The organism is Bradyrhizobium sp. BR2003, from assembly GCF_009720285.1.
Lineage (GTDB): Bacteria > Pseudomonadota > Alphaproteobacteria > Rhizobiales > Xanthobacteraceae > Bradyrhizobium > Bradyrhizobium elkanii.
On record NZ_SMYJ01000009.1, the window covers coordinates 230,030 to 251,492 of the forward strand.

The following is a 21,463-nucleotide window of genomic DNA, read 5'->3' on the forward strand; positions in this document are numbered from 1 at the left end:
CAGAGAACGATCAAAACAAAATCAAAATCAGGGAGGCTGAAGTGACCAAGGGCGTTAACGCGGGGGGCCGGCTCGACCGATTGCCGATCGCCGGATTTCACTACCGGATCTTCGCGCTGATCGGAGCCGGGCTGTTCGTCGACGGCTTCGAGATCTTCCTCGCCGGCAGCATTCTCGGCGCATTGGTTCAGTCCGGCTATTCGGACCTGGCCCAGAATGCTCGCTTCATCTCGGCGACCTTTGTCGGGATGCTGATCGGTGCCTGGCTGGCGGGCGTCGCCGGGGATCGCTTCGGCCGCAAGTTCGCCTACCAGGCCAACCTCCTGATCTTCGGCCTCAGCGCGCTGGCGGCAACGCTGGCGCCGTCGATGAACTGGCTGATCGGAGCCCGCTTCGTGATGGGCCTCGGGCTCGGCGCCGAGATCGTCGTCGGCTATGTCGTGCTCAGCGAATTCATCCCGCCGCAGCAGCGTGGCCGCTGGGGCGCGGCCCTCGCGACCTGCACCAATGGTGCGCTGTTCGTCGCGACGCTGGTCGGCTGGGTCGTCATTCCGCATCTCGGCTGGCGCTGGATGTTCGCGCTGTGCGGCGTCGGCGCGATGATCGTCTGGTTCCTCCGGCGCTCACTGCCGGAATCGCCGCGCTGGCTCGAGACGCAGGGCAAGAGCGCCGAGGCGGAGGCGGTGCTGGCGGCGATCGAGCAGGAGGTCGGCAAGGGCAGGACCCTGCCGACCCCGGCCTATCAGCCGGCCCCGGTGCAGCCGGACGTTCGCTTCACGCGCCTGTTCTCGCGGGCGTTGATCGCGCGGACCATCGTCGGCTGCCTGATCCTGATCGGGCTCAACACCGCGGTCTACGGCTTCATCGCCTGGATCCCGACCTTCTTCGTCAAGCAGGGCATCAACCTGTCGTCATCGCTCGGCTACACCATGCTGATGACGCTTGGCAGCCCGCTCGGCACGCTGTCGGGCATGTGGATCGGCGAGAAGATCGACCGCAAGCCGTCGCTGATCGTGCTGTCGCTCGCGGCGGCCGGGCTCGGGCTGATCTATCCGATGTTCATCAACCCCGTCGCTTTCGTCGTGATCGGCTTCCTGCTGGTCTTCACGGTGGCGGTGATGCTGGCGCTGGCCTGGGGGCTCTACATCCCCGAACTGTTTCCGACCGAGCTCAGGATGCGCGGGTCCGGCATCTGCAACACTGCCGGTCGCCTGATGTCGATCGTGACGCCGTTCATCGTGGTCGAGCTGTTCACAAGGTTCGGTGTCACCGGCGTCGTCTCTGTGGTGGCCGGGCTCCTGGTGGTGCAGGCGATCGCGGTTGCGGTGCTCGGCATCGAGACCCGCAAGCGTCCGCTGGAGGCGTTGCGGCCGGAGGCGATGGATGGCGAAGCGTCATCCGCGGAGGTGCGCGGCAAGCTGCAACCAAGCCCCGGTGGGATCGCCGCCCGAGGCGAGTAGCGGAACGAAGCAAGCGATTTTCGCGTGATCAACGCATGCGGACATCCGGGCCTCGTCCGTCAGACGATACTTTTGGTGGACGCGTCGGAAGATGCGGGCTAAACGCGCAGGGTATTCCCTCGGCACCGTGAATCTCGCTCGTGAGCGGCAGGCAGAACAATTTCCTCGCTCAGGCACTGCAACAAGGCGCCTTGGCGTTGCGGGCGCAGCAGTTTGCTCAGGCCGAGCAGATTGCGATGAACATCCTGAAATCAAACCGCACGGACAGACACGCCGCGCTTCTTTTGGCGCATGCCCTGATGGGGCAGAACCGGGGAGGCGAGGCGATCGCAGCGCTCGAGCGGGTTGCGCGCCGCGGCGGCGATGGAGAGGTCGAGACTTTGCTCGGCGCGCTGCTGTGCGGCGCGGGCCGCGTCACCGACGGCATCGCACAGCTTCGGCGCACGGCGGCGCGCCGCCCGCCATATTTTCCGTCCTTTCAGGAACTCGCCGGGCAGCTTGCCAAGGCCGGTCAACACGACGAGGCGATCAGCACGATCGAGGCCGGTCTCGTGCTGGCCCCTGAGAGCGTCGACCTGAAGCTCGATCTCGGGCGCCTGTTGCAGGAGACCAATGACATCGCGCGGGCTGCAAGCGTCCTGACGGCGGCACGCGATGCTGCGCCGGGACGCCCCGACGTTCTCAACCAGCTCGGGCGGGTCCTGATCCTCCGAGGCGACTACGCTGCAGCCGCGGATGCGTTCCGCCGCGTGCTCGCGCATTACCCGGATGATCGTTCGACCCGCGCCCACCTCGCCACTTGCCTTTTCGAGCAGGGTGAGCGCGATGCTGCCGAGGCGGCGCTGCGCTCGGTGATGCGCGGTCAGCCCCAGCTGTTTGGACGCGCGGCGTTCGTCATGGCCTCGGGATCTCACGGCCGCTTCTTCTTCTCCCAGAGCGCCGCTGCGAAGTTCCTCGGCGGAGAGGGATTGAGCGCGGCGGACGACATTCCGCCTTGCCTTACGCCCTGAAGTTTCTCCGGTAGAGGTTCGGCTGCCGTTTGAGCTCGGTGCGGAGTTCGCCGACCCGCTTGGCGTCCTCCGCGGTGAACGGCGATGCCTGTGCGGTCCAGTCGTCTCGCTTGACGGGAATGCATTGCGCGATCGGAGTCCCCTTTGGGAGGACGCCTCTGAAATTCCTGTCGTGCCAGTACGCCGGAAAGTGCACCCAATTGTCGGCATAGAGATCGGAATTGACCAGGCCGCTGAGGGTGGTGAATGGCAGGTCGAAGCGGTTGACGGGATGGGTGAAGTAGATCGCGTAGCCTTCCGGGGCTTCGACGGTCCACAGATTGTGGAATTTGAGAAAGAAGCGGCCCTCTTCAAACAGCGGGGTGCCGGTGACCTGACCCGGGTCGTGGAAGCCGATCGGTGAGCGCGGGAATTCCGGCGTGCCTCCCGGCGGTAAATCCTGGTCCCAGGTGATTTCGCCGTCCTCGACCTTGAGATCGCAAACCAGCGGCAGCAAGAACCCGCAGGTCATCGCATCCACGAACGGCGGGCAGCGCTTGATGGTGTCCTCGTCGTGCAGGTTGATCGAAGAGAAGGCCGTTGCCGGCATGGCCTTGAGCCAGTCGGGAACGCCCTGCGCCGCCGGTATGGGGGCCGGTATCAGTCCCTCGAGCTCCGTCGGGCAACGGAATTTGAGCGTCAGCTTGTTGTTGGTCGACATTGGGCGCTCCGATGTCCGGTTGGCCTACATGAACGCACGGGAAAGGTGAAGCGTGCGCTCACCAGCCGGGATCGCCGCTAAGCGCGATGTGATTAGGTTGAATCGTTATCGCGCTTTAGCTCTTTGTTTGAGCATAATCTTTTCGGAAAGCCGCTTCGCACTTTTCCGGATCATGCTTTAGGTCACGAGATACTTCGCGACCGCGGGCTCGTTCCACTCGATTCCGAGCCCGGGACCACGGGCGGTCACCGCACCGTCGACGATTTCGGCGGGCCTTGTGAGGATGGAGCCGGCGAAGTCGAGGAATTCCAGCCAGTGCGCAGTCGGCGTCACCGCGAGCAGATGCGCGCTGACTTCCGCGAACAGATGGCTCGACATCGGGATCGAGGCGGCGTCGGCTTGTCCCGCGACCTGCATCCAGCCGGTGACGCCGCCGACCTTCATCACGTCGGGCATGATGAAGTCGGACGCGCCGGCCGCGATCGCTTCGGCAAAGCCGCGCGGAAACCACCAGTTCTCACCAGCCTGGATCGGCGTCGGCGAGGTCTCGCGGACTTTTGCGTGGCCGGACAGGCTCTCCTGCGGCACCGGCTCTTCGATCCAGTGCAAATCGTACGGCGCAAGGCGGGCGATGCGGCGGGTCGCCTCCGCCGGATCGAGCGACTGGTTGAAGTCGATCATCAGCGCGATGTCGGGGCCGAGCAGGGCGCGCACGCCCTTCACGACGCGCTCGTCATTGGCGGCATCGCCGTCGCCGCCCTTGATCTTGATGCCGCGAAAACCCTGGTCGAGCGAACGCCGCAGCGCGCGCTCATCGGCGACGGGATCGACCACGCCGTAGCTGTCATAGGCCTTGATCGGCTTCGCCGAGCCGCCGAGCAGTTCGACCAGCGGCCGGCCGGCGAGCTGGCCGAGTACATCCCAATAGGCCATGTCGAGACCGGACACCGCCATGCCGACCAGGCCCTGCCAGCCGAGCAGCCGAAACTTGGCGTCCATCGCCTTCATCAGGTCGAACGGCGCGACCGGCTTGCCGATGAGTTCGCGGCCGATCTCCTCGATCAGATAGGCAAGAGGTTTAAGCGTGAGCTTGCTGTAGGCGAAGATGTAGCTGCGGCCGGTAATGCCTTGATCGGTCTCGACATCGATCAGAACCAGCGGGCCGGAATCGATCACGCCGAAGGCGTTCTTTACAGGGCGCTTCAGCGGCACCACGACGCTTCGCGCCCGAACTCCGCGGATCGCTGCAACTGTCTGGCTCATGGACGTTTCCCCTTGTTGCTATTGGACACTGTACCATCGGACCAGCCGCGGCGCGGCCCAGTCGGTCGCGACCTGCTCGATCAAATAGCGGCCGGGATATTCGGCGAGGAAGGCGATGCGCTGGGTCTGGCCCGGCTCAATCGCGAGCGTGTCGAGCCAGAACGGCTTCCAGCCGTCGTCGAGCCGGTCGAGCAGACGGAAGTGATGGCCGTGCAGATGAAAGACGCTGGCGATCGCGCCGCGGTTGGTCAGCGCCAGCACGACCGACCGGCCGGCTTTGGCCTGAAAGGCCGGAGCGGCCGATGGCTTGAAGTCCGCCGGGCGGAACCATTCGGTCGGCGTGCCGAGGGTTAGTTCGAATCTTGCGGCGCTCTTGAGATCGAGCTGGGCGGGCATGTCGTTGCCCGGCAGCGGCGGTGCTGGCGGGAACGGCGCCGGGCGGATCGGCGGGTCGTTCGAGACGGCCAGCCTGCCGACCGGGCGGGCCTGCTTGCCGTCGTGCAGAAGGATCGGAAAGCTGGTTCCGGCCGGTCCGACCGCATCGACAAAGACATCGGTGCGGCTGCCGGGAGCCAGTACCAGCGCACCGTTGCGGGCCGGAAACGGTTCGGCTGGCTGGCCGTCGATCGCCATCACCCGGACGTCGACGTTCTCCAGCTTGACCGCCAGCACGCTGCGTTGGCTGCCGTTGATAAAGCGGAGTCTGAGGCGGGCATTGCCTGGTGCCGAGATATCGTATGAGGTTTTGCCGTTAATTGTATGAATCTGCGTCGAATCTTTTGGATCACTGCCGGCCGGGATTGCGCCTCCGTCCGGCCGCAGGCGCCACTCCTCGATCAGCAGGACCTCGTCGCGATCGACCGCGACCGGCGAGGTGCCGGTCACGATCAGCGGCCGCGGCCGTACCGGCGCCGTGCCGCCATCACCGAACAGCGGCTCGCACAGGAAGGTGCCGGCATGCCGAAGCGGCAACTGGAAGCTATCCTTGGCCCCGGCGGCAAGCAGCGCCCGGGAAGCCAGTGGCTCCGCCGCCGCGATGCCGTCGAGCCCGTGGCAATCCAGCGCGGCCGCTACCGGCAGGTCATTGCCAAAGGTCACGTCGAGGACCTCGCCGCGCTTGAAGCGGAGGTCGCCGTTGCCGAGTGACCAGACCGGTGTCTCCGGTCCGCTAGGACCCGGTCCGCCAGGACCCGGTCCGTCGCCCGAACGAAGCGAGATGCGGCCGGGTTTGGCCTGGAGCGCGACCGCGGTCCGGCCCTGCGCCACGCCGGTGGCCGGCAGGGCGGGGCAGAGCGCCGCGGCGCCGAGGGCGGCGATCAGGTTGCGCCGGGTAAGTGAAAATTCGGGACTTGCGGGAGGACTTGCCATCCGGCCGATGCGGACCATTTTCAAGTGTACCTGTCCAGTCGCGATCGGTCGCAGGGCGGGCTCAACAGCGGCCATTTTTTTGCTGCGAACCGGCGGGCGCATGTTATAAGCCCGGCCGCCCGCGGCATCGCGGCCGGACTGGGATGCTTTTCGCGCGGGCGTGGCGGAACTGGTAGACGCGCTGGATTTAGGTTCCAGTGACGAAAGTTGTGGGGGTTCGAGTCCCTCCGCCCGCACCAAGCGCTTACAGCGTTTGCATGACGAATTCTTGGAGAACCTTTGGCCCCGATGGGGTGAGGGTTCGCCGAACCCACAGACGTTAGACCGCAAGGTCCATCGTCGAACAGATTGAACACTGCCACGGCCGCTCGGGCCGCGGCAAAAGCGGAAGAAGATTGATACCATGCAGGTCACCGAGACCCTCAACGAGGGATTGAAGCACGAATTCAAGATCAGCGTCCCGGCATCCGATCTCGATGCCAAGGCGGACGCCAAGCTGGTCGACCTCAAGGACAAGGTCCGTCTCAACGGCTTCCGTCCCGGCAAGGTGCCGGTGGCGCATCTGAAGAAAATCTACGGCCGCTCGGTGATGGCCGAGACCATCGACCAGACCATCAGCGACACCAACCGGCAGATCTTCGAAGATCGCGGCTTCCGCCTCGCCGGCGAGCCGAAGATCACGATGCCAACCGAGAAGGACCAGGTCGAGGAACTGCTGTCGGGCAAAACCGACCTGACCTACACCGTCGCGATCGAGGTCGTGCCGCCGATCCAGCTCGCCGATTTCAAGTCGTTCTCGGTCGAGAAGCCGGTGGTCGATGTCTCCGACGCCGATGTCGACGATGCCATCAAGCGGATCGCCGAAGGCAGCCGCCCGTACAATGCGAAGACCGAGGGGGCGGCGGAGAAGGGCGACCGCGTCACCATCAGCTTCAAGGGCACCATCAACGGTGAAGCCTTCGAGGGCGGCACCGGCGAGGGCATTCAGGTCGTGATCGGCGCCGGCCAGTTCATCCCGGGCTTCGAGGAGCAGCTGATCGGCATCGGCACCAACGAGACCCGCACGCTGAAGGTCTCGTTCCCGAAGAACTATCTGAACGAGAAGCTCGCCGGCCAGCCGGCCCAGTTCGAGACCACCGCAACGCTGATCGAGGCGCCCGGTGAAACCACGATCGACGACGAGTTCGCCAAGACGCTTGGCCTCGAGTCGCTCGACAAGCTGAAGGAAGCCGCCCGCGAGCGCCTGACGGCCGAGTTCGCCGGCGCCACCCGCCAGAAGGTCAAGCGCGCGCTGCTCGACCGGCTCGACGAGAGCCACAAATTCGAGGCCCCGCCGTCGCTTGTCGCCGAAGAGTTCAACCTGATGTGGAACTCGATCAAGGCCGAGATGGACTCGTCCGGCAAGACCTTCGCCGACGAGAATACCACCGAGGAAGCGGCAAAGGAGGAGTACCACAAGATCGCCGACCGCCGCGTCCGCCTCGGCCTCGTGCTGTCGGAGATCGGCGAGAAGAACAAGATCACGGTGACCGACGACGAGGTGTCGCGCGCCGTGATCGAGCGTGCACGCCAGATGCCCGGCCGCGAAAAGGAGGTCTGGGACTACTATCGCAGCAACGCCCAGGCGCTGGCCCAGCTCCGCGCCCCGATTTACGAGGACAAGGTCGTCGACTTCGTCCTGGAGCTCGCCAACGTGACCGAGAAGAAGGTCACCAAGGACGAGCTGTTCAAGGATGAAGACGCCGAGAAAACTGCCGCTTAATTTCGGCACCTCGCGTTAATGATGAACCGCGAAAGCGCGCCTGGCGAAGGTCCCCGTCGCTAGGCGTGCAGACGCGAATCAGCTTGAACTTCTGCGACCTGCCCAGGTGGCTAGTGCGGCGAGTTGACGGCCTTGTCGGCCGGAAATTGGCCCATATCTGGGTTAAGCCTTGAGGCAGTAGTCTTGAGCCAAGTAATCTCGAGCAAAGTTCTGCATCACCCCTAACCCTTGGGTTCTTTCATGCGCGATCCCGTTGAAACCTACATGAACCTCGTGCCGATGGTCGTCGAGCAGACCAATCGCGGCGAACGCGCCTACGACATTTTCTCGCGCCTGCTGAAGGAGCGCATCATCTTCGTCACCGGTCCGGTGGAAGACGGCATGTCGACGCTGATCGTCGCGCAGTTGCTGTTCCTCGAGGCGGAGAATCCGAAGAAGGAAATCTCGATGTACATCAACTCGCCGGGTGGCGTGGTGACGTCGGGCCTTGCGATCTACGACACGATGCAGTTCATCCGTCCGCCGGTATCGACCCTGTGCACGGGGCAGGCGGCCTCGATGGGCTCGCTGCTGCTGGCTGCGGGCGAGAAGGACATGCGCTTCACGCTGCCGAATTCCCGCATCATGGTGCACCAGCCCTCCGGCGGCTTCCAGGGCCAGGCCACCGACATCATGCTGCACGCGCAGGAGATCCTGAATCTCAAGAAGCGCCTCAACGAGATCTACGTGAAGCACACCGGCCAGACCTACAAGGCGATCGAGGACGCGCTGGAGCGCGACAAGTTCCTCACCGCCGAGGACGCCAAGGCGTTCGGCCTCGTCGACAAGGTTATCGACAAGCGTCCGGACGATCCGGCCGCCGCGAAGGCGGCCTGATCTGGGCAGGCATCTCGAGGCGTCGGTGTGATCTCCACATTGACGCCTCACATAACCGGCAAAAGCAGGGCGGTGGACCCGCGGACGAGTGCATGCGCACAGGCGGAAAGTTCCGGTTTCGTGCTCATATACCGACGTGGTAATCCCGCAACGTTCCGTGGATTTCGGCACGTATTCCACGTGCGATCGTTGAAAATCACGGTATTGTCACGGTCTTGAGCCGGCCATCCGATTAGCGAATTCTTGATAGTCGGGTGCCAGCATGGTTGGCTGTGATGCATCGGCTATGATCGCGGAGATTCGAATAAACCGTGATCCACACGGTCAGTATTGCGTAGGGTCTTTTTTGGTACGGAATTTGCTCTATCTACCCAAGACCCCGGTTTTGTGCCGGATTGGGTCGATCTGGCAAACAAGATCGAACGGCGGACGGAGATAATGAATGAGTAAGGTCGGCACGAGCGACGCCAAGAACACGCTATATTGCTCGTTCTGCGGCAAGAGCCAGCATGAAGTTCGCAAGCTGATTGCCGGACCGACTGTCTTCATTTGCGACGAGTGTGTCGAACTGTGCATGGACATCATTCGCGAGGAGAACAAGTCCTCGCTGGTGAAGTCGCGCGACGGCATCCCGACGCCGAAGGAAATCTGCAAGGTCCTGGACGACTACGTGATCGGCCAGAGCCATGCCAAGAAGGTGCTGTCGGTCGCCGTCCACAACCACTACAAGCGGCTCAACCATCAGACCAAGCACAACGACGTCGAGCTGGCGAAGTCGAACATCCTGCTGATCGGTCCGACCGGTTCGGGCAAGACGCTGCTCGCGCAGACGCTGGCCCGCATCCTCGACGTGCCCTTCACCATGGCTGACGCGACGACGCTGACCGAAGCCGGCTATGTCGGCGAGGACGTCGAGAACATCATCCTGAAGCTGCTGCAGGCCGCCGACTACAACGTCGAGCGCGCGCAACGCGGCATCGTCTATATCGACGAAATCGACAAGATCAGCCGCAAGTCGGACAATCCCTCGATCACCCGCGATGTGTCGGGCGAGGGCGTCCAGCAGGCGCTGCTGAAGATCATGGAAGGCACGGTGGCCTCGGTCCCGCCGCAGGGCGGCCGCAAGCATCCGCAGCAGGAATTCCTGCAGGTGGATACCACCAACATCCTGTTCATTTGCGGCGGTGCGTTCTCGGGCCTCGAGAAGATCATCTCCGCGCGCGGCCGCTCGACCTCGATCGGCTTCGCGGCGCAGGTGCTCGCGCCGGAGGACCGCCGCACCGGCGAGATATTCCGTCACGTCGAGCCGGAAGACCTGCTGAAGTACGGCCTGATCCCGGAATTCGTCGGCCGTCTGCCCGTCGTTGCGACGCTGGAGGACCTCGACGAGACCTCGCTGAAGAAGATCCTGACCGATCCAAAGAACGCGCTGGTGAAGCAGTACCAGCGGCTGTTCGAGATGGAGAACATCGAGCTGACCTTCGCCGACGAGGCGCTTGGCGCGGTTGCCCGCAAGGCGATCGAGCGCAAGACCGGCGCGCGCGGCCTGCGGTCGATCCTGGAGAGCATCCTGCTCGAAACCATGTTCGACCTCCCGGGCCTGGAAGGCGTCGAGGAAGTCGTGATCTCGCGCGAGGTCGTCGAGGGAACGGCGCGTCCGCTCTACATCTACGCGGATCGTTCCGACCGCGCCGTCGAGAGCAGCGCGAGCGCGTAAGAAGCGCAGTTTTCTGTCGTCGCAATTCACGCGGCTGCCGGGCGATCCGGCGGCCGCTGCGGCGCACCAGCAGCACCGCTGCGGCATTTGCAGTAAATGCCTGTTTAGCCTGAATTTCCGGGCACTTCTCAGACTTGACACCCCCCTGCCTGATAGCCACCTAATGCTATCGGCGAAGGGATCTCATGCGTTGAGATTCGTCGCTTTTCGATACGGAATAAGCGACTGCTGACGGCAATCTTTTTCCGGATCACCAAGGCACCTTGTGGCGGTTGCGCAAGCAGGCGGACTGCGTGCAAGGGGGCAAAACAAAAGGATAAGGCCATGACGACCTCAAAACCCCGGCCAACGATCGTCCACGGCGAAAGCCACTCCTATCCGGTGCTGCCGCTCCGCGACATCGTCGTCTTCCCGCACATGATCGTGCCTCTCTTCGTCGGTCGCGAGAAGTCGATCCGCGCGCTCGAAGAGGTGATGAAGAACGACGCGCTGATCATGCTCGCGACGCAGAAGAACGCGTCCGATGACGATCCGGCACCCGATTCGATTTACGAGACCGGTACGCTCGCCAGCGTCCTGCAGCTCCTGAAGCTTCCCGACGGCACCGTGAAGGTGCTGGTCGAGGGCCTCGAGCGCGCGCGCGTCGAGAGGTATTCCGACCGCAGCGAATATTACGAGGCGACCGCGGTCGCACTCGCCGACACGGACGCCAACTCGGTCGAAGCCGAGGCGCTGGCGCGGTCGGTCGTGTCCGACTTCGAAAGCTATGTGAAGCTGAACAAGAAGATCTCCGCCGAAGTCGTCGGCGTGGTTCAGGCGATCACCGATTTCGCCAAACTCGGCGATACCGTTGCCTCGCATCTCGCGGTCAAGATTGCCGATCGGCAGGCGATCCTGGAGACGTTGTCCGTCACGCAGCGCCTGGAGAAGGTGCTGGGCCTGATGGAGAGCGAGATCTCGGTGTTGCAGGTCGAGAAGCGCATCCGCTCGCGCGTCAAGCGCCAGATGGAGAAGACCCAGCGCGAGTATTACCTGAACGAGCAGATGAAAGCGATCCAGAAGGAGCTCGGCGACGACGAAGGTCGCGACGAGCTGGCCGATCTGGAGGAGAAGATCTCCAAGACCAAGCTCTCCAAGGAAGCGCGCGAGAAGGCGCAGCACGAGCTGAAGAAGCTGCGCCAGATGTCGCCGATGTCCGCGGAAGCGACCGTCGTGCGCAACTATCTGGATTGGCTGCTGTCGATCCCGTGGGGCAAGAAGTCCAAGGTCAAGAAAGACCTCGAGGCCGCGCAAGCGGTGCTGGACTCCGATCACTACGGGCTCGAGAAGGTCAAGGACCGCATCGTCGAGTATCTCGCGGTGCAGTCGCGCGCCAACAAGCTGACCGGACCGATCCTGTGCCTGGTCGGGCCTCCCGGCGTCGGCAAGACCTCGCTCGGCAAGTCGATCGCGAAGGCCACGGGGCGCGAGTTCGTGCGCGTGTCGCTCGGCGGCGTGCGTGACGAGGCCGAGATCCGCGGTCACCGCCGCACCTATATCGGCTCGATGCCCGGCAAGATCATCCAGTCGATGCGCAAGGCGAAGACCTCGAACCCGCTGTTCCTGCTGGACGAGATCGACAAGATGGGCGCCGATTTCCGCGGCGACCCGTCGTCGGCGCTGCTTGAGGTCTTGGACCCCGAGCAGAACTCGACCTTCAACGACCACTACCTGGAGGTCGACTACGACCTCTCCAACGTGATGTTCATCACGACCGCGAATACGCTGAATATTCCCGGCCCCCTGATGGACCGCATGGAGATCATCCGGATCGCCGGCTACACGGAGAACGAGAAGGTCGAGATCGCGCGCAAGCATCTGATCCCGAGCGCGCTCTCCAAGCACGGTCTGGACTCCAAGGAATGGTCGATCGACGACGCGGCCTTGCTCTTGATGATCCGCCGCTACACCCGCGAAGCGGGCGTGCGTAACCTGGAGCGTGAGCTCTCCACACTCGCCCGCAAGGCGGTGAAGGAGCTGATGATCTCCAAGAAGAAGTCGGTGAAGGTCACCGAGGCGAACATCGAAGAGTTCCTCGGCGTTCCGAAGTACCGCTTCGGCGAGATCGACGACGAGGATCAGGTCGGTATCGTCACCGGTCTGGCCTGGACCGATGTCGGCGGCGAGTTGCTCACCATCGAAGGCGTCATGATGCCCGGCAAGGGCAAGATGACCGTCACGGGCAATCTGCGCGACGTCATGAAGGAGTCGATCTCGGCGGCGGCGTCCTACGTCCGCTCCCGTGCGATCACCTACGGCATCGAACCGCCGATGTTCGACCGGCGCGACATCCACGTTCACGTGCCGGAGGGCGCAACGCCGAAGGACGGTCCGTCCGCAGGTGTTGCGATGGCCACCGCGATCATCTCGGTCATGACCGGCATTCCGGTTCGCCACGATGTCGCGATGACCGGCGAGATCACGCTGCGTGGTCGCGTGCTGCCGATCGGCGGTCTGAAGGAGAAGCTCCTGGCTGCCGCCCGCGGCGGCATCAAGACGGTGCTGATCCCGGAGGACAACGCCAAGGATCTCACGGAGATTTCCGATGCGATCAAGGGTGGCATGGACATCATTCCGGTCTCGCGGTTGGATGAGGTCGTCGCCAAGGCGCTGGTCCGCGTGCCCGCGCCGATCGTCTGGGAAGAGGAGACCAGCAAGGTTGACGTCAAGCCTGATGCTTCCGATGAAGCGTCCGGCGGCCTGACGGCGCACTGAAGCAGGCTTCAGTCGAAATAGAAAACGGCGCCTTCGGGCGCCGTTTTTGTTTTGCCGATCCGCACGCGAGGCGGATTTTCGCGGCCGCTGCATGGCAGCACGGTCGAGGGCGACTACTCTTTCTTCTCGACGACGAAATTACCGATCGCGCCGAGCGCCATCAGCACGCTGGTGCCGAGGAACACCGCGGGCATGCCGATATGGCCGCCGATGAAGCCGCCGGCGAGCGGGCCGATCACCTGGCCGGCATATTGCGCCGAGATCGAATAGCCGAGCATGCTGCCGGTGACCGCATCGGGCACGTTGTGTCGGATCACGCTCGCGATGCAGGGCAGCAGGCCGCCGAGCGCGAGCCCCATCAGGAACCGGAGCAGGATCAACTGCCAGCCGCTGACCACGAACGCCTGCGGGATCAGGAGCAGCGCCGAGAGCGCAAGGCAGATGGTGATGATCCGCCAGTGGCCGACCCGATCGGCCAGCTTGCCGAGATGCGAGGACGACAGCAGGCTGCCGAAGGCCGCCGCCGACATCACGAGGCCGGCGACGAATGTCACCTGCGGTGCCTCGACCAGTTGCGCGACATAGACCGTGATGATCGGCTCGATCGACATGTTGGCGACCATCAGCAGCAGGCCCGTTCCCCACATCGCGACGACGGGGCGCTTGTCCGGGACCAGCGACCAGCCACCATGCGCCTTGCCGCCTTTGGCGGCCTTCGGGCGTGCTTCCTCGCGGATCAGGAACGTCGTGCCGAGGAAGGTGAAGAAGATGACGCCGCCGATCAGGAAGAAGGTCGCGCGGATGCCGATCAGCCCCGGCAGCACGCCGCCGATCAAGGGACCGACCAGGCTGCCGGCCATGATGCCGGCCGACAGCACGCCGATCGCCCAGCCGGACCGCGCCTTCGGCGTCTGCGCCGCGACCAGGACGGTCGAGCCCGACGCGTAGCCGCCGAGCAGGCCGGTCAGCAGCCGCAGGCCGACCAACTCATAGACGTTGTGCGCCATGCCGGTCAGCGACATGGCGATCGCCATGCCGAGGCTGGCGCGGATCAGCATCAGCTTGCGGCCGTAGCGGTCGGCGAGCCGCCCCCACAACGGCGCCGTCAGTGCGGCGCTGAAGAAGGTCGCGCCATAGGCGACGCCCGACCATTGCACGATCGCGGCATGATCGGTCACGCCGAGTTGCTCGACATAGAGCGGCAGGAACGGCAGCAGCAGCGTCATCCCCACGATTGTCGTGAAGGAGCCGAACACGCAGACGATCAAATTGCGTTTCCAGGGGCCCGCGTCGAGCAGGGCTTCGCGATCGACTTCGATATTCATGTCAGCGCAGCCCGATGACGGCGAAGCCGCGCGCCCGCAGGCCGCGGCGGTCTTCGTTGAGCGAACGGAGCAGGCGATCGCGGGTGTCTTTGATGTGGTCGGCGGCTTCGCGCGCGGCGGCCTCCGGATCGTTGGCCTTGATGAAGCCGAGGATGCGCCGGTGCTCGCGCCAGGCCTGCTCGCGCGACGGCTCGGTCCACACTTCCAGCCAGCGCGCCCGCGACAGCCTCGTCATGGCGCCGGCGATCGCCTTGACGATGAAGGGATTGCCGGAGAGGCGGGCGATCTCGACATGGAAATCGCTGCCGACCCGATGCCATTCCTCGCGCGGCGCGCCGGACTGGCAGGCGTCCAGCATTTCCTCGACGCCGGCGATATCGGCCGCGCTGGCCCGTGCGCAGGCGAGGCGGACCGCCGTCGTCTCCAGCGGAATCCGGAACTCGGCCAGCGCTTCCAGCTCACCGAGGTCGATCGGGGCGACGATCCAGTTGCGGCCGTCCCGACGCACCAGCTCTTCGCCTTCGAGCCGGACCAACGCGGCCCGGATCGGCGTGCGCGATCCCTCGAACCGGCTCTCCAGCCAGCGCTCGGTCAGCCGCTCGCCGGGACCCAGGTCGAGCGACAGGATCATCTCCCGGAGCTGGTCGTGGATCTGAAGCATCTGCGACATGGCGCCGTCCCTTGGCCGCCCCTGCGGGCACGGAATCTCGGTCTGACAGCTTTCGTATCCCGATTTGGTATCCCAAACAAGGCGGGTACGGGATACCGGCGTTGCTCCAGCAAAAAAGGAGACGGCGGGCCGAGGGCCGGAGCCCTGGACGATGGAACCAGGCCCACGGCGGCCGCTTTGTTGGATGGAATCGGAGTGCGCCACATGCGTATCGACGGGCAATGCCATTGCGAGGCTATCACCTATCAGGCCGAGATCGACCCCGAACGGGTCTTGATCTGCCATTGCACGGACTGCCAGGCGCTGACCGGCTCGGCCTACCGCGTCACGGTGATCTGCGCCGCCGAGCAGGTCCGGCTGACCGGACGTGCGCCGAAGGTCTACGGCAAGCGGGGCGATAACGGCCGGATCCGCTTCCAGCACTTTTGCGGCGATTGCGGTTCGCCGCTGTTCACGAGTGGCGAGGACGGCGGGCCCGACGACTGGGGCATCCGCTGGGGCAGCATTCGCCAGCGCGACCGATTGCCCCCGCGACGCCAGGTCTGGTGCCGCTCTGCCGCGCCATGGATCAACGATCTCAAGGAATTGCCGGCGCGGCCCAAGGACTGGAGCTGACGGATTGAGGCGTTGCGGCCTTGCGCCTCGGGGGCAGGCGAGGCTAAAGAGGCGCGCAGGTAAGGGCGGCTAGCTCAGCTGGTTAGAGCATCTCGTTTACACCGAGAGGGTCGGGAGTTCGAATCTCTCGCCGCCTACCAGCCTTCGCCCTCCGGGCTACGGCTTGGCGAGCCAGCCATTTGAGCACGAATTCATCCGCTTGTTCGGTTCGCGGGGCGAAGGCAGTCGCGCCGAAGCTCGAAGAGTGCAGGTGGACTGGCTGCCTAAACGTGCGGGCATGCTTCCCCTTTTTGGATCCAGCCTACGGTTGCAGCATCCTGATGGTCGCGATCGGCCACTTCCCGATGTGGCCCTTGATCGAGATGCGCAACCCATGAGATTCGTCCAGAAACACGCCCTCGACGGTCCCTGCGGTTCCATCGGTGAGAACCGCGGCTCGTCCGACCAACTCCGCCTCCGCCTGCACATGCTCGCGCAGGATGACGGTGGCGCGGTGTTTCACGAGCTGCAAGGCGGCCTCTGGTTGATGAGCCCTACGGAGCAAGGCCATTGCACGGCTCTCGGTGAACGCGCGGAGAGGGCGCGATCCCGGCCGTGGGGTAGTCTCATGGGGATGGCCGGGACCGCGCTTGCTCCGCGCTGGCGTGCCGAATGTCATCCGATACCCGACGGTGCGAAAGGTGCCGAAAGTCACGCGCGCAGGTTTGATGCCGATGCTGCCGCGATGCTATTCTGTCCGCCTAACCGGGAACTTGATGCATGCGCAAACTCGCCGCGATCTTTCTTCTCACCATGATTGCCGGACCCGCAGTCGCACAGTCGGATCACGTTCAGCGCTATCGCGAAGAGGTCGAGAAGTCGCCGGCCGATGCGGCCAACGAGGCGCGGCAGCAGCGCGCCTATCAGCGTGCGCTCAGCGGTGTGCCGGATCAGAAGCCGACCGATCCCTGGGGCATTGCGCGCAGCGACGGGCAGGGCGCGCCCAAGGCGAATGCCGCGAAGCCGAAGCCGGGCAAGCCGACGAGCGCAGCCGCCAAATAATCTCCGAGCGCGGATCGGGTCGATGAAATACTACGTCTGCAAATTGACCGGACCGCGCCCGACCTTTCCGCAGGACATGACGCCGGAGGAAGCCGCCATCATGCAGGCGCACGTCGCCTATTGCGGCGAGCTGCTGCAGGCCGGCAAGGCGCTGGTGTTCGGGCCGGTCGCCGATCCCGCCGGCCTCTGGGGCCTTGGCGTGCTGCAACTGCCTGACGATGCCGATCCGCAGGAGATCGTCGCCAACGATCCCGTCACCAAGGCCAATGCCGGATTCACCTATCAGGTAATGCCGATGCTGCGCGCTGCGACACGCGAGAGCTGCTAGGGCATGATCCGGGAAAGTGCGAAGCGGTTTTCCGAAAAGATCATACCCAAACGTGAGACGACAGAAGCTTCCTGAAAAGGTTGGATCGCATGAACGCAGGCCACCCGCAAAACGCCGATCAGATCGCATACTGGAACGGGCCGGGCGGTCAGCGCTGGGCCACACGGCAGGCCGCGCAGGACATCGTGCTGCAACCGGTGCTCGACCTCCTGATCGATCGCGCGGCGCCGAAAGCCGGCGAGCGCGTCGTTGATGTCGGCTGTGGCAGCGGCGCCTCGAGCTTCGCGCTGGCTGCCAAGGTCGCGCCGGCTGGTCACGTGCTCGGCGTCGATGTCTCGGAGCCGATGCTGACGCGGGCGCGGCAGAGCGCGCCGCAGGGTTTGCCGGTCGAGTTCGCGCTGGCCGATGCGACCGTCTATCCGTTTGTCGGCGAGAGCTTCGATCTGTTGGCCTCGCGCTTTGGCGTGATGTTCTTTGCCGATCCCGTGGTGTCGTTCGCCAATCTGCACAAAGCGATGAAGCCGACGGGCCGTCTCGCCTTCGCCTGCTGGCAGGAGCCGCGCGAAAATCCGTTCTTCATGACGCCGCTTGCTGCCGTCTACAAGCACGTGCCGAAACTGCCGCCGCTCGGGCCCGAGGATCCCGGCCCGTTCGCGTTCGCCTCCGAGGCGAGGGTGAAGCGGATCCTGGGCGAAGCCGGCTTCTCCGGCATTGCCATGGAGCCGTGCCGGCTCGAGCTCGATGTCGCGACCGGGCGCGGCATCGATGCCGCGATCCAGGGCGCGCTCGAGATCGGGCCGGCCAGCCGCGCGCTGGAAGGGCACGCGGATGACGTGCGCGCTGCTGCGATCGCCTCGATGCGCGAGGCGCTGGCGCCGTTTGTCAAGGGCGATGCGGTGTTGCTGCCCGGCGCGATCTGGATCGTGACGGCGCGGGCCTGATCAGGCCTTCTCTTCCCAGATCATCGCCAGGTGCACGATGGTCTGCACGGCCTTCTCCATGTCCTGCCGGCTGACCCATTCGAGCCGCGAATGGAACGCGTGCTCGCCGGCGAAGATGTTCGGGCAGGGCAGTCCCATGAAGGACAGCCGCGAGCCATCCGTGCCGCCGCGGATCGAGGTCTTCACCGGCGTGAGGCCGGCGCGCTGGATCGCCTCGATCGCATAGGCCACGATCTGCGGGTGGCGATCGATCACATCCTTCATGTTGCGGTACTGCTGCTTGACTTCCATGCGGTAGGTCGAGCGCGGATAGCCCTTCATGACATCGTTCACGATGCCTTCCAGCAGCGCTTCCTTCTGCTTCAGGCCGGACTCGGTGAAATCACGCACGATGAAGTCGATCCGCGCGTTCTCCAGCGCGCCCGAGATCGCGACCGGATGCAGGAATCCTTCCTTGCCCTCGGTGGTCTCGGGCGAGCAGGTGTCCTTGGGCAGGCGATCGACGATCGCGGCGGCGATCTTGATCGCGTGCTCCATCTTGCCCTTGGCAAATCCCGGATGGGTCGCGACGCCTTCGATGATGATGCTGGCGCCGTCGGCCGAGAAGGTCTCGTCCTCGATATGGCCGGCGGTCTCGCCGTCCATGGTGTAGCCGAAATCGGCCCCCAGCTTCTTGATGTCGACCTTGTCGACGCCGCGGCCGATCTCCTCGTCCGGCGTGAACAGGATCTTGATGGTGCCGTGCTTGACCTGCGGATTGACGACCAGGAAATGCGCGGCATCCATGATCTCGGCAAGGCCCGCCTTGTTGTCGGCGCCGAGCAGGGTGGTGCCGTCGGTGGTGATGATGTCGTTGCCGATCTGGTCGGCCAGCGCTTCGTGCTCGGCGGCGCGGATCACCTGCGAGGCATCGGCGGGAAGCACGATGTCGCCGCCGCGGTAGTTCTTCACGACCTGCGGCTTGACGTTCTTGCCGGTACAGTCGGGGGAGGTGTCCATGTGCGAGCAGAAGCAGATCACCGGCACCGCCTTGTCGGTGTTGGCCGGGATCGTCGCATAAACGTATCCGTGCGGATCAAGATGCGCGTCGGATATCCCCATCGCCTGCAACTCGGCGACCAGCAGCCGCCCGAGATTCTTCTGCTTCTCGGTGGAGGGGCAGGTCGGTGAATCCGGATCGGACTGGGTATCGATCACGACATAGCGCAGGAAGCGCTCGGTGACGGTGTGCTTGAAGTCGAGAGCCGGTGCCAGCATGAAAACCGCGCAAAAACAGGGGAAAGGAACAATGCGCTTTGGCGAAGTTGGTTCGCGCGAGCAAACCGCGTCAAGGCGAGCTTCGAAGGACAATCCTATAACAGAAAAGCGCCACTCCGGGGCCGCGTCACGAGCCGGAATGGCGCTTTGTCTTAACGGACAGAGAAGGCGCTAGACGGCTTCCTTCAGCTCCTTGGCGGCGCGGAAGGCGACCTTCTTGCTTGCCTTGATGTGGATCTGTTCGCCGGTCGCCGGGTTGCGGCCCATGCGGGCGGCGCGCTTGCGGACCTGCAGGATGCCGAGGCCGACGATCCTGATGCGCTCGCCCTTCTTGAGGTGCTTGGTGATCCTTGTGACCATGTCGGTCAGGATTGCCTCGGCCTGCTTCTTGGACAGCTCCTGCTCTTCGGCGATGGCCGCCGCTAAATGCTTCAGCGTGATCGTCGCCGGTGTCGCTGCTTTCTTCGCCATGTCTGGCCCTCCTCGTTGCTGAATGGCTGGATTGCTGCTTTCACGCGAATGGCGCGCCGTTCGCGTCGGGAAAATGCGTCCGGAAAGGTCCTGAAAACCGCCGGTTCCGGGAACGGGCAGCGCCGGGCCGGCCACAGGAAACCCAGACGTATCAGGCCTTATTTGATTCGGGGCTTCGCTGACTACGCCGTTTCCCCTGAAAACAGGCGACAATCCGCGCCGGCGCTGCGAAAATGCCGACGCTGTGCAGGGATCCGCAACCTCCTTGACTAACCGGATGCGGGCCTTTATGCCCTCGGTCCTGCGCGGATCAATCCGATGATCGGCATCCGCGGGAGTAGCTCAGTTGGTTAGAGCGCCGCCCTGTCACGGCGGAGGCCGCGGGTTCGAGTCCCGTCTCTCGCGCCATTCATTTCAATGACTTAGCAGCGTGTTTGGCCCGGAACCATCGGACCCTCTGGACCGATGCTGTAACGCGTTGCTTGCCCTCCTGTTCACTGCACCTGGCAACTGTCGCGACTGCTCGGGACGCCGCAAGGCCAACGACGCCGACCGGTTGAGCGGCCTGCTCGCGACTGACGGATGATGCCACGCGCTGTTCGGGAGTCAGCCACCACAACAGGAACAGCAGCGCTATCCCGTTCGACAGCAGGCCTGTCGTGAGCGGCACGTTCATGATCGCCTGGACAGCGATGCCGGACGAAACCGCGATGAAGCGCGGCGACAGGTGCTTTGAGACCATCGATCCCACCGACAGGATCAGGCCGCAGACAAGCGCCGACAGCGGGGCGAGCGCAAGACCGACCGATGCGATGCCCTCGGTGGCGAGGAAGGACGCGTTGAAATTGCCGTCCTGATAAATCGCTCCAAGCGTCGGGCCGAGTTCGCCGTACGGGCAGGCGGTCACGTATCGCAGGACGGTGATCTGGCAGAACCGGGTGAGCTCGCGGTGCGCAAAGAAGTCGGCGTATTGATCGAGCGCGAGCGACGGGATCGCGACGAAGCGCAGATTGATGGTGCTGAACACGATGTAGTTCTTGTCGGCGCCGAGAATGGCGAAAGCCGAAAGGCCGACGACCATCGGGATCAGAAATGCGAGCACCGTGGCCAGCCGCGGGTCGAACCGGCCGTACAGCCAGAACAGAAACGGCAGCCAGATCGGCAGCAGCAGCACGGTCTTGTTGTTGACGACGGGATAGAAGCAAAGCGCAAGCAGCAGCATCCCGGCCGCCGGCATCCACTGGCTGCGCGATCCGAAATGCGCGAACAGGTAGGGCAGGACCGCACCGATCATGATCCCGGTGAGATAATTGAGCAGCGCCGGCCGCACCACGGCGGTGCGGGCTGCGCCATAGGGATTGCCAAGATTGGCCCCGTAGGAGATGTTGGCGACCAGAACGGCGAAGCACGACGCCAGCAGCAGAACCGCGATGCGCTTGATGGTCGCATCGGACAAATCGGGCCGCCAAACCGGGATATTCTGCAACATCAGAGGGATCATCGCGGCGGCCAGCGCGGCGATCATGGCCCAGCGGGCGATGGCGTGCGGATAGTCGAACGCGCTGAAGAAGCTGAGCCAGACGAACCCGAACACGGCCGACAGCAGCGAGAAGCCGACCAGATAACCGAAGCTGAATCGTGCCGCGACGAACGCCGGGACGAACGCGACCATGATGGCGGTGCCGAGGACGGCCTGCGCGGTGATGCCGGATCGCCAGACATGCATCGCCGGGAATGCATGCCCGCAGGCGATCATCGAGACGACGCTGAGGACGAAGAACCCGGGGATCGTGACCCCGACAACCAGGTCATCGCGCGTCAATGTCATCGGTCCGTCTGAATCCGAAAGCTGCCAGGCAGCTAGCCGGTCGGCCCTGGACGAAGCAAGTTAAGCAATATCTCGGT

At 64.3% G+C, this 21,463-nt stretch carries 19 protein-coding genes and 3 tRNA genes; 13 read left to right on the forward strand and 9 right to left on the reverse strand.

The window, feature by feature from the left end:
- Positions 1 to 41: 41 nt before the first annotated feature.
- Positions 42 to 1,460: an MFS transporter gene (locus E2I15_RS05530; RefSeq protein WP_137477814.1), complete on the forward strand. Its 1,419-nt coding sequence runs from the start codon at positions 42 to 44 to the stop codon at positions 1,458 to 1,460.
- A 140-nt stretch (positions 1,461 to 1,600) separates the two neighbouring features.
- On the forward strand, positions 1,601 to 2,470 hold the full coding sequence (locus E2I15_RS05535) for a tetratricopeptide repeat protein (RefSeq protein WP_338134457.1): 870 nt from the start codon (positions 1,601 to 1,603) through the stop codon (positions 2,468 to 2,470).
- Here the strand turns inward: E2I15_RS05535 and E2I15_RS05540 are convergent.
- The 3 genes from E2I15_RS05540 to E2I15_RS05550 all read right to left on the reverse strand — a co-directional run bounded on the left by E2I15_RS05540 (position 2,460) and on the right by E2I15_RS05550 (position 5,819).
- Positions 2,460 to 3,170: a hypothetical protein gene (locus tag E2I15_RS05540; protein ID WP_137477815.1), complete on the reverse strand. Its 711-nt coding sequence runs from the start codon at positions 3,168 to 3,170 to the stop codon at positions 2,460 to 2,462. The two genes, E2I15_RS05535 and E2I15_RS05540, sit on opposite strands and share 11 nt — an antisense overlap.
- Before the next feature lie 177 nt (positions 3,171 to 3,347).
- Positions 3,348 to 4,433: an enolase C-terminal domain-like protein gene (locus tag E2I15_RS05545; protein ID WP_137477816.1), complete on the reverse strand. Its 1,086-nt coding sequence runs from the start codon at positions 4,431 to 4,433 to the stop codon at positions 3,348 to 3,350.
- Positions 4,434 to 4,451: 18 nt separating this feature from the next.
- A complete protein-coding gene (locus E2I15_RS05550; RefSeq protein WP_137477912.1) occupies positions 4,452 to 5,819 on the reverse strand; it encodes a multicopper oxidase family protein in 1,368 nt (455 codons plus the stop codon).
- 136 nt (positions 5,820 to 5,955) lie between these two features.
- Between E2I15_RS05550 and E2I15_RS05555 the strand changes: the two genes are divergently transcribed.
- The 5 genes from E2I15_RS05555 to lon all read left to right on the forward strand — a co-directional run bounded on the left by E2I15_RS05555 (position 5,956) and on the right by lon (position 12,910).
- A tRNA-Leu gene (locus tag E2I15_RS05555) sits at positions 5,956 to 6,040 on the forward strand.
- Between the two features lie 164 nt (positions 6,041 to 6,204).
- A complete protein-coding gene (gene tig / locus E2I15_RS05560; protein ID WP_137477817.1) occupies positions 6,205 to 7,563 on the forward strand; it encodes a trigger factor in 1,359 nt (452 codons plus the stop codon).
- 240 nt (positions 7,564 to 7,803) lie between these two features.
- Positions 7,804 to 8,439 carry an ATP-dependent Clp protease proteolytic subunit gene (locus E2I15_RS05565; RefSeq protein ID WP_016847729.1) on the forward strand — a complete coding sequence of 212 codons (636 nt, stop codon included), beginning with the start codon at positions 7,804 to 7,806 and terminating at the stop codon, positions 8,437 to 8,439.
- 442 nt (positions 8,440 to 8,881) lie between these two features.
- A complete protein-coding gene (gene clpX, locus E2I15_RS05570; RefSeq protein ID WP_018271869.1) occupies positions 8,882 to 10,156 on the forward strand; it encodes an ATP-dependent Clp protease ATP-binding subunit ClpX in 1,275 nt (424 codons plus the stop codon).
- 324 nt (positions 10,157 to 10,480) lie between these two features.
- Positions 10,481 to 12,910, forward strand: a complete 2,430-nt coding sequence (gene lon / locus E2I15_RS05575) for an endopeptidase La (RefSeq protein ID WP_137477818.1) — start codon at positions 10,481 to 10,483, stop codon at positions 12,908 to 12,910.
- Positions 12,911 to 13,023: 113 nt separating this feature from the next.
- Here lon and E2I15_RS05580 read toward each other — a convergent pair whose 3' ends face one another.
- Together E2I15_RS05580 and E2I15_RS05585 are read right to left on the reverse strand one after the other, a co-directional pair.
- Positions 13,024 to 14,235, reverse strand: coding sequence for an MFS transporter (locus E2I15_RS05580; protein WP_137477819.1), 1,212 nt, complete (start codon positions 14,233 to 14,235; stop codon positions 13,024 to 13,026).
- 1 nt (position 14,236) lies between these two features.
- Positions 14,237 to 14,905, reverse strand: coding sequence for a GntR family transcriptional regulator (locus E2I15_RS05585; RefSeq protein WP_137477820.1), 669 nt, complete (start codon positions 14,903 to 14,905; stop codon positions 14,237 to 14,239).
- 204 nt (positions 14,906 to 15,109) lie between these two features.
- On the opposite strand from E2I15_RS05585, the gene E2I15_RS05590 reads away from it, so the two are divergent.
- The gene (locus E2I15_RS05590; protein ID WP_137477821.1) at positions 15,110 to 15,520 is read left to right on the forward strand and encodes a GFA family protein; all 411 of its coding nucleotides are present in this window, start codon (positions 15,110 to 15,112) and stop codon (positions 15,518 to 15,520) included.
- Between the two features lie 63 nt (positions 15,521 to 15,583).
- Positions 15,584 to 15,660 (forward strand) — tRNA-Val (locus tag E2I15_RS05595).
- A 161-nt stretch (positions 15,661 to 15,821) separates the two neighbouring features.
- On the opposite strand, the gene E2I15_RS05600 is transcribed toward E2I15_RS05595, so the two are convergent.
- Positions 15,822 to 16,031, reverse strand: a complete 210-nt coding sequence (locus E2I15_RS05600; protein ID WP_016847733.1) for a hypothetical protein — start codon at positions 16,029 to 16,031, stop codon at positions 15,822 to 15,824.
- Between the two features lie 248 nt (positions 16,032 to 16,279).
- On the opposite strand from E2I15_RS05600, the gene E2I15_RS05605 reads away from it, so the two are divergent.
- The 3 genes from E2I15_RS05605 (at position 16,280) to E2I15_RS05615 (ending at position 17,830) form a co-directional block, all read left to right on the forward strand.
- Complete coding sequence (locus tag E2I15_RS05605) at positions 16,280 to 16,561, forward strand: hypothetical protein (protein WP_137477822.1); 282 nt, start codon at positions 16,280 to 16,282, stop codon at positions 16,559 to 16,561.
- 22 nt (positions 16,562 to 16,583) lie between these two features.
- Positions 16,584 to 16,889, forward strand: coding sequence for a YciI family protein (locus E2I15_RS05610; RefSeq protein WP_137477823.1), 306 nt, complete (start codon positions 16,584 to 16,586; stop codon positions 16,887 to 16,889).
- Between the two features lie 89 nt (positions 16,890 to 16,978).
- On the forward strand, positions 16,979 to 17,830 hold the full coding sequence (locus E2I15_RS05615; protein ID WP_137477824.1) for a class I SAM-dependent methyltransferase: 852 nt from the start codon (positions 16,979 to 16,981) through the stop codon (positions 17,828 to 17,830).
- Here the strand turns inward: E2I15_RS05615 and pepT are convergent, their stop codons facing one another.
- The gene (gene pepT / locus E2I15_RS05620) at positions 17,831 to 19,087 is read right to left on the reverse strand and encodes a peptidase T (protein ID WP_137477825.1); all 1,257 of its coding nucleotides are present in this window, start codon (positions 19,085 to 19,087) and stop codon (positions 17,831 to 17,833) included.
- 171 nt (positions 19,088 to 19,258) lie between these two features.
- The gene (locus E2I15_RS39690) at positions 19,259 to 19,582 is read right to left on the reverse strand and encodes an HU family DNA-binding protein (protein ID WP_259171327.1); all 324 of its coding nucleotides are present in this window, start codon (positions 19,580 to 19,582) and stop codon (positions 19,259 to 19,261) included.
- 307 nt (positions 19,583 to 19,889) lie between these two features.
- Between E2I15_RS39690 and E2I15_RS05630 the strand changes: the two genes are divergently transcribed.
- Positions 19,890 to 19,966, forward strand: a tRNA-Asp gene (locus tag E2I15_RS05630).
- A gap of 1 nt (position 19,967) precedes the next feature.
- Here the strand turns inward: E2I15_RS05630 and E2I15_RS05635 are convergent.
- A complete protein-coding gene (locus E2I15_RS05635) occupies positions 19,968 to 21,386 on the reverse strand; it encodes a hypothetical protein (protein ID WP_137477826.1) in 1,419 nt (472 codons plus the stop codon).
- Between the last annotated feature and the right edge of the window lie 77 nt (positions 21,387 to 21,463).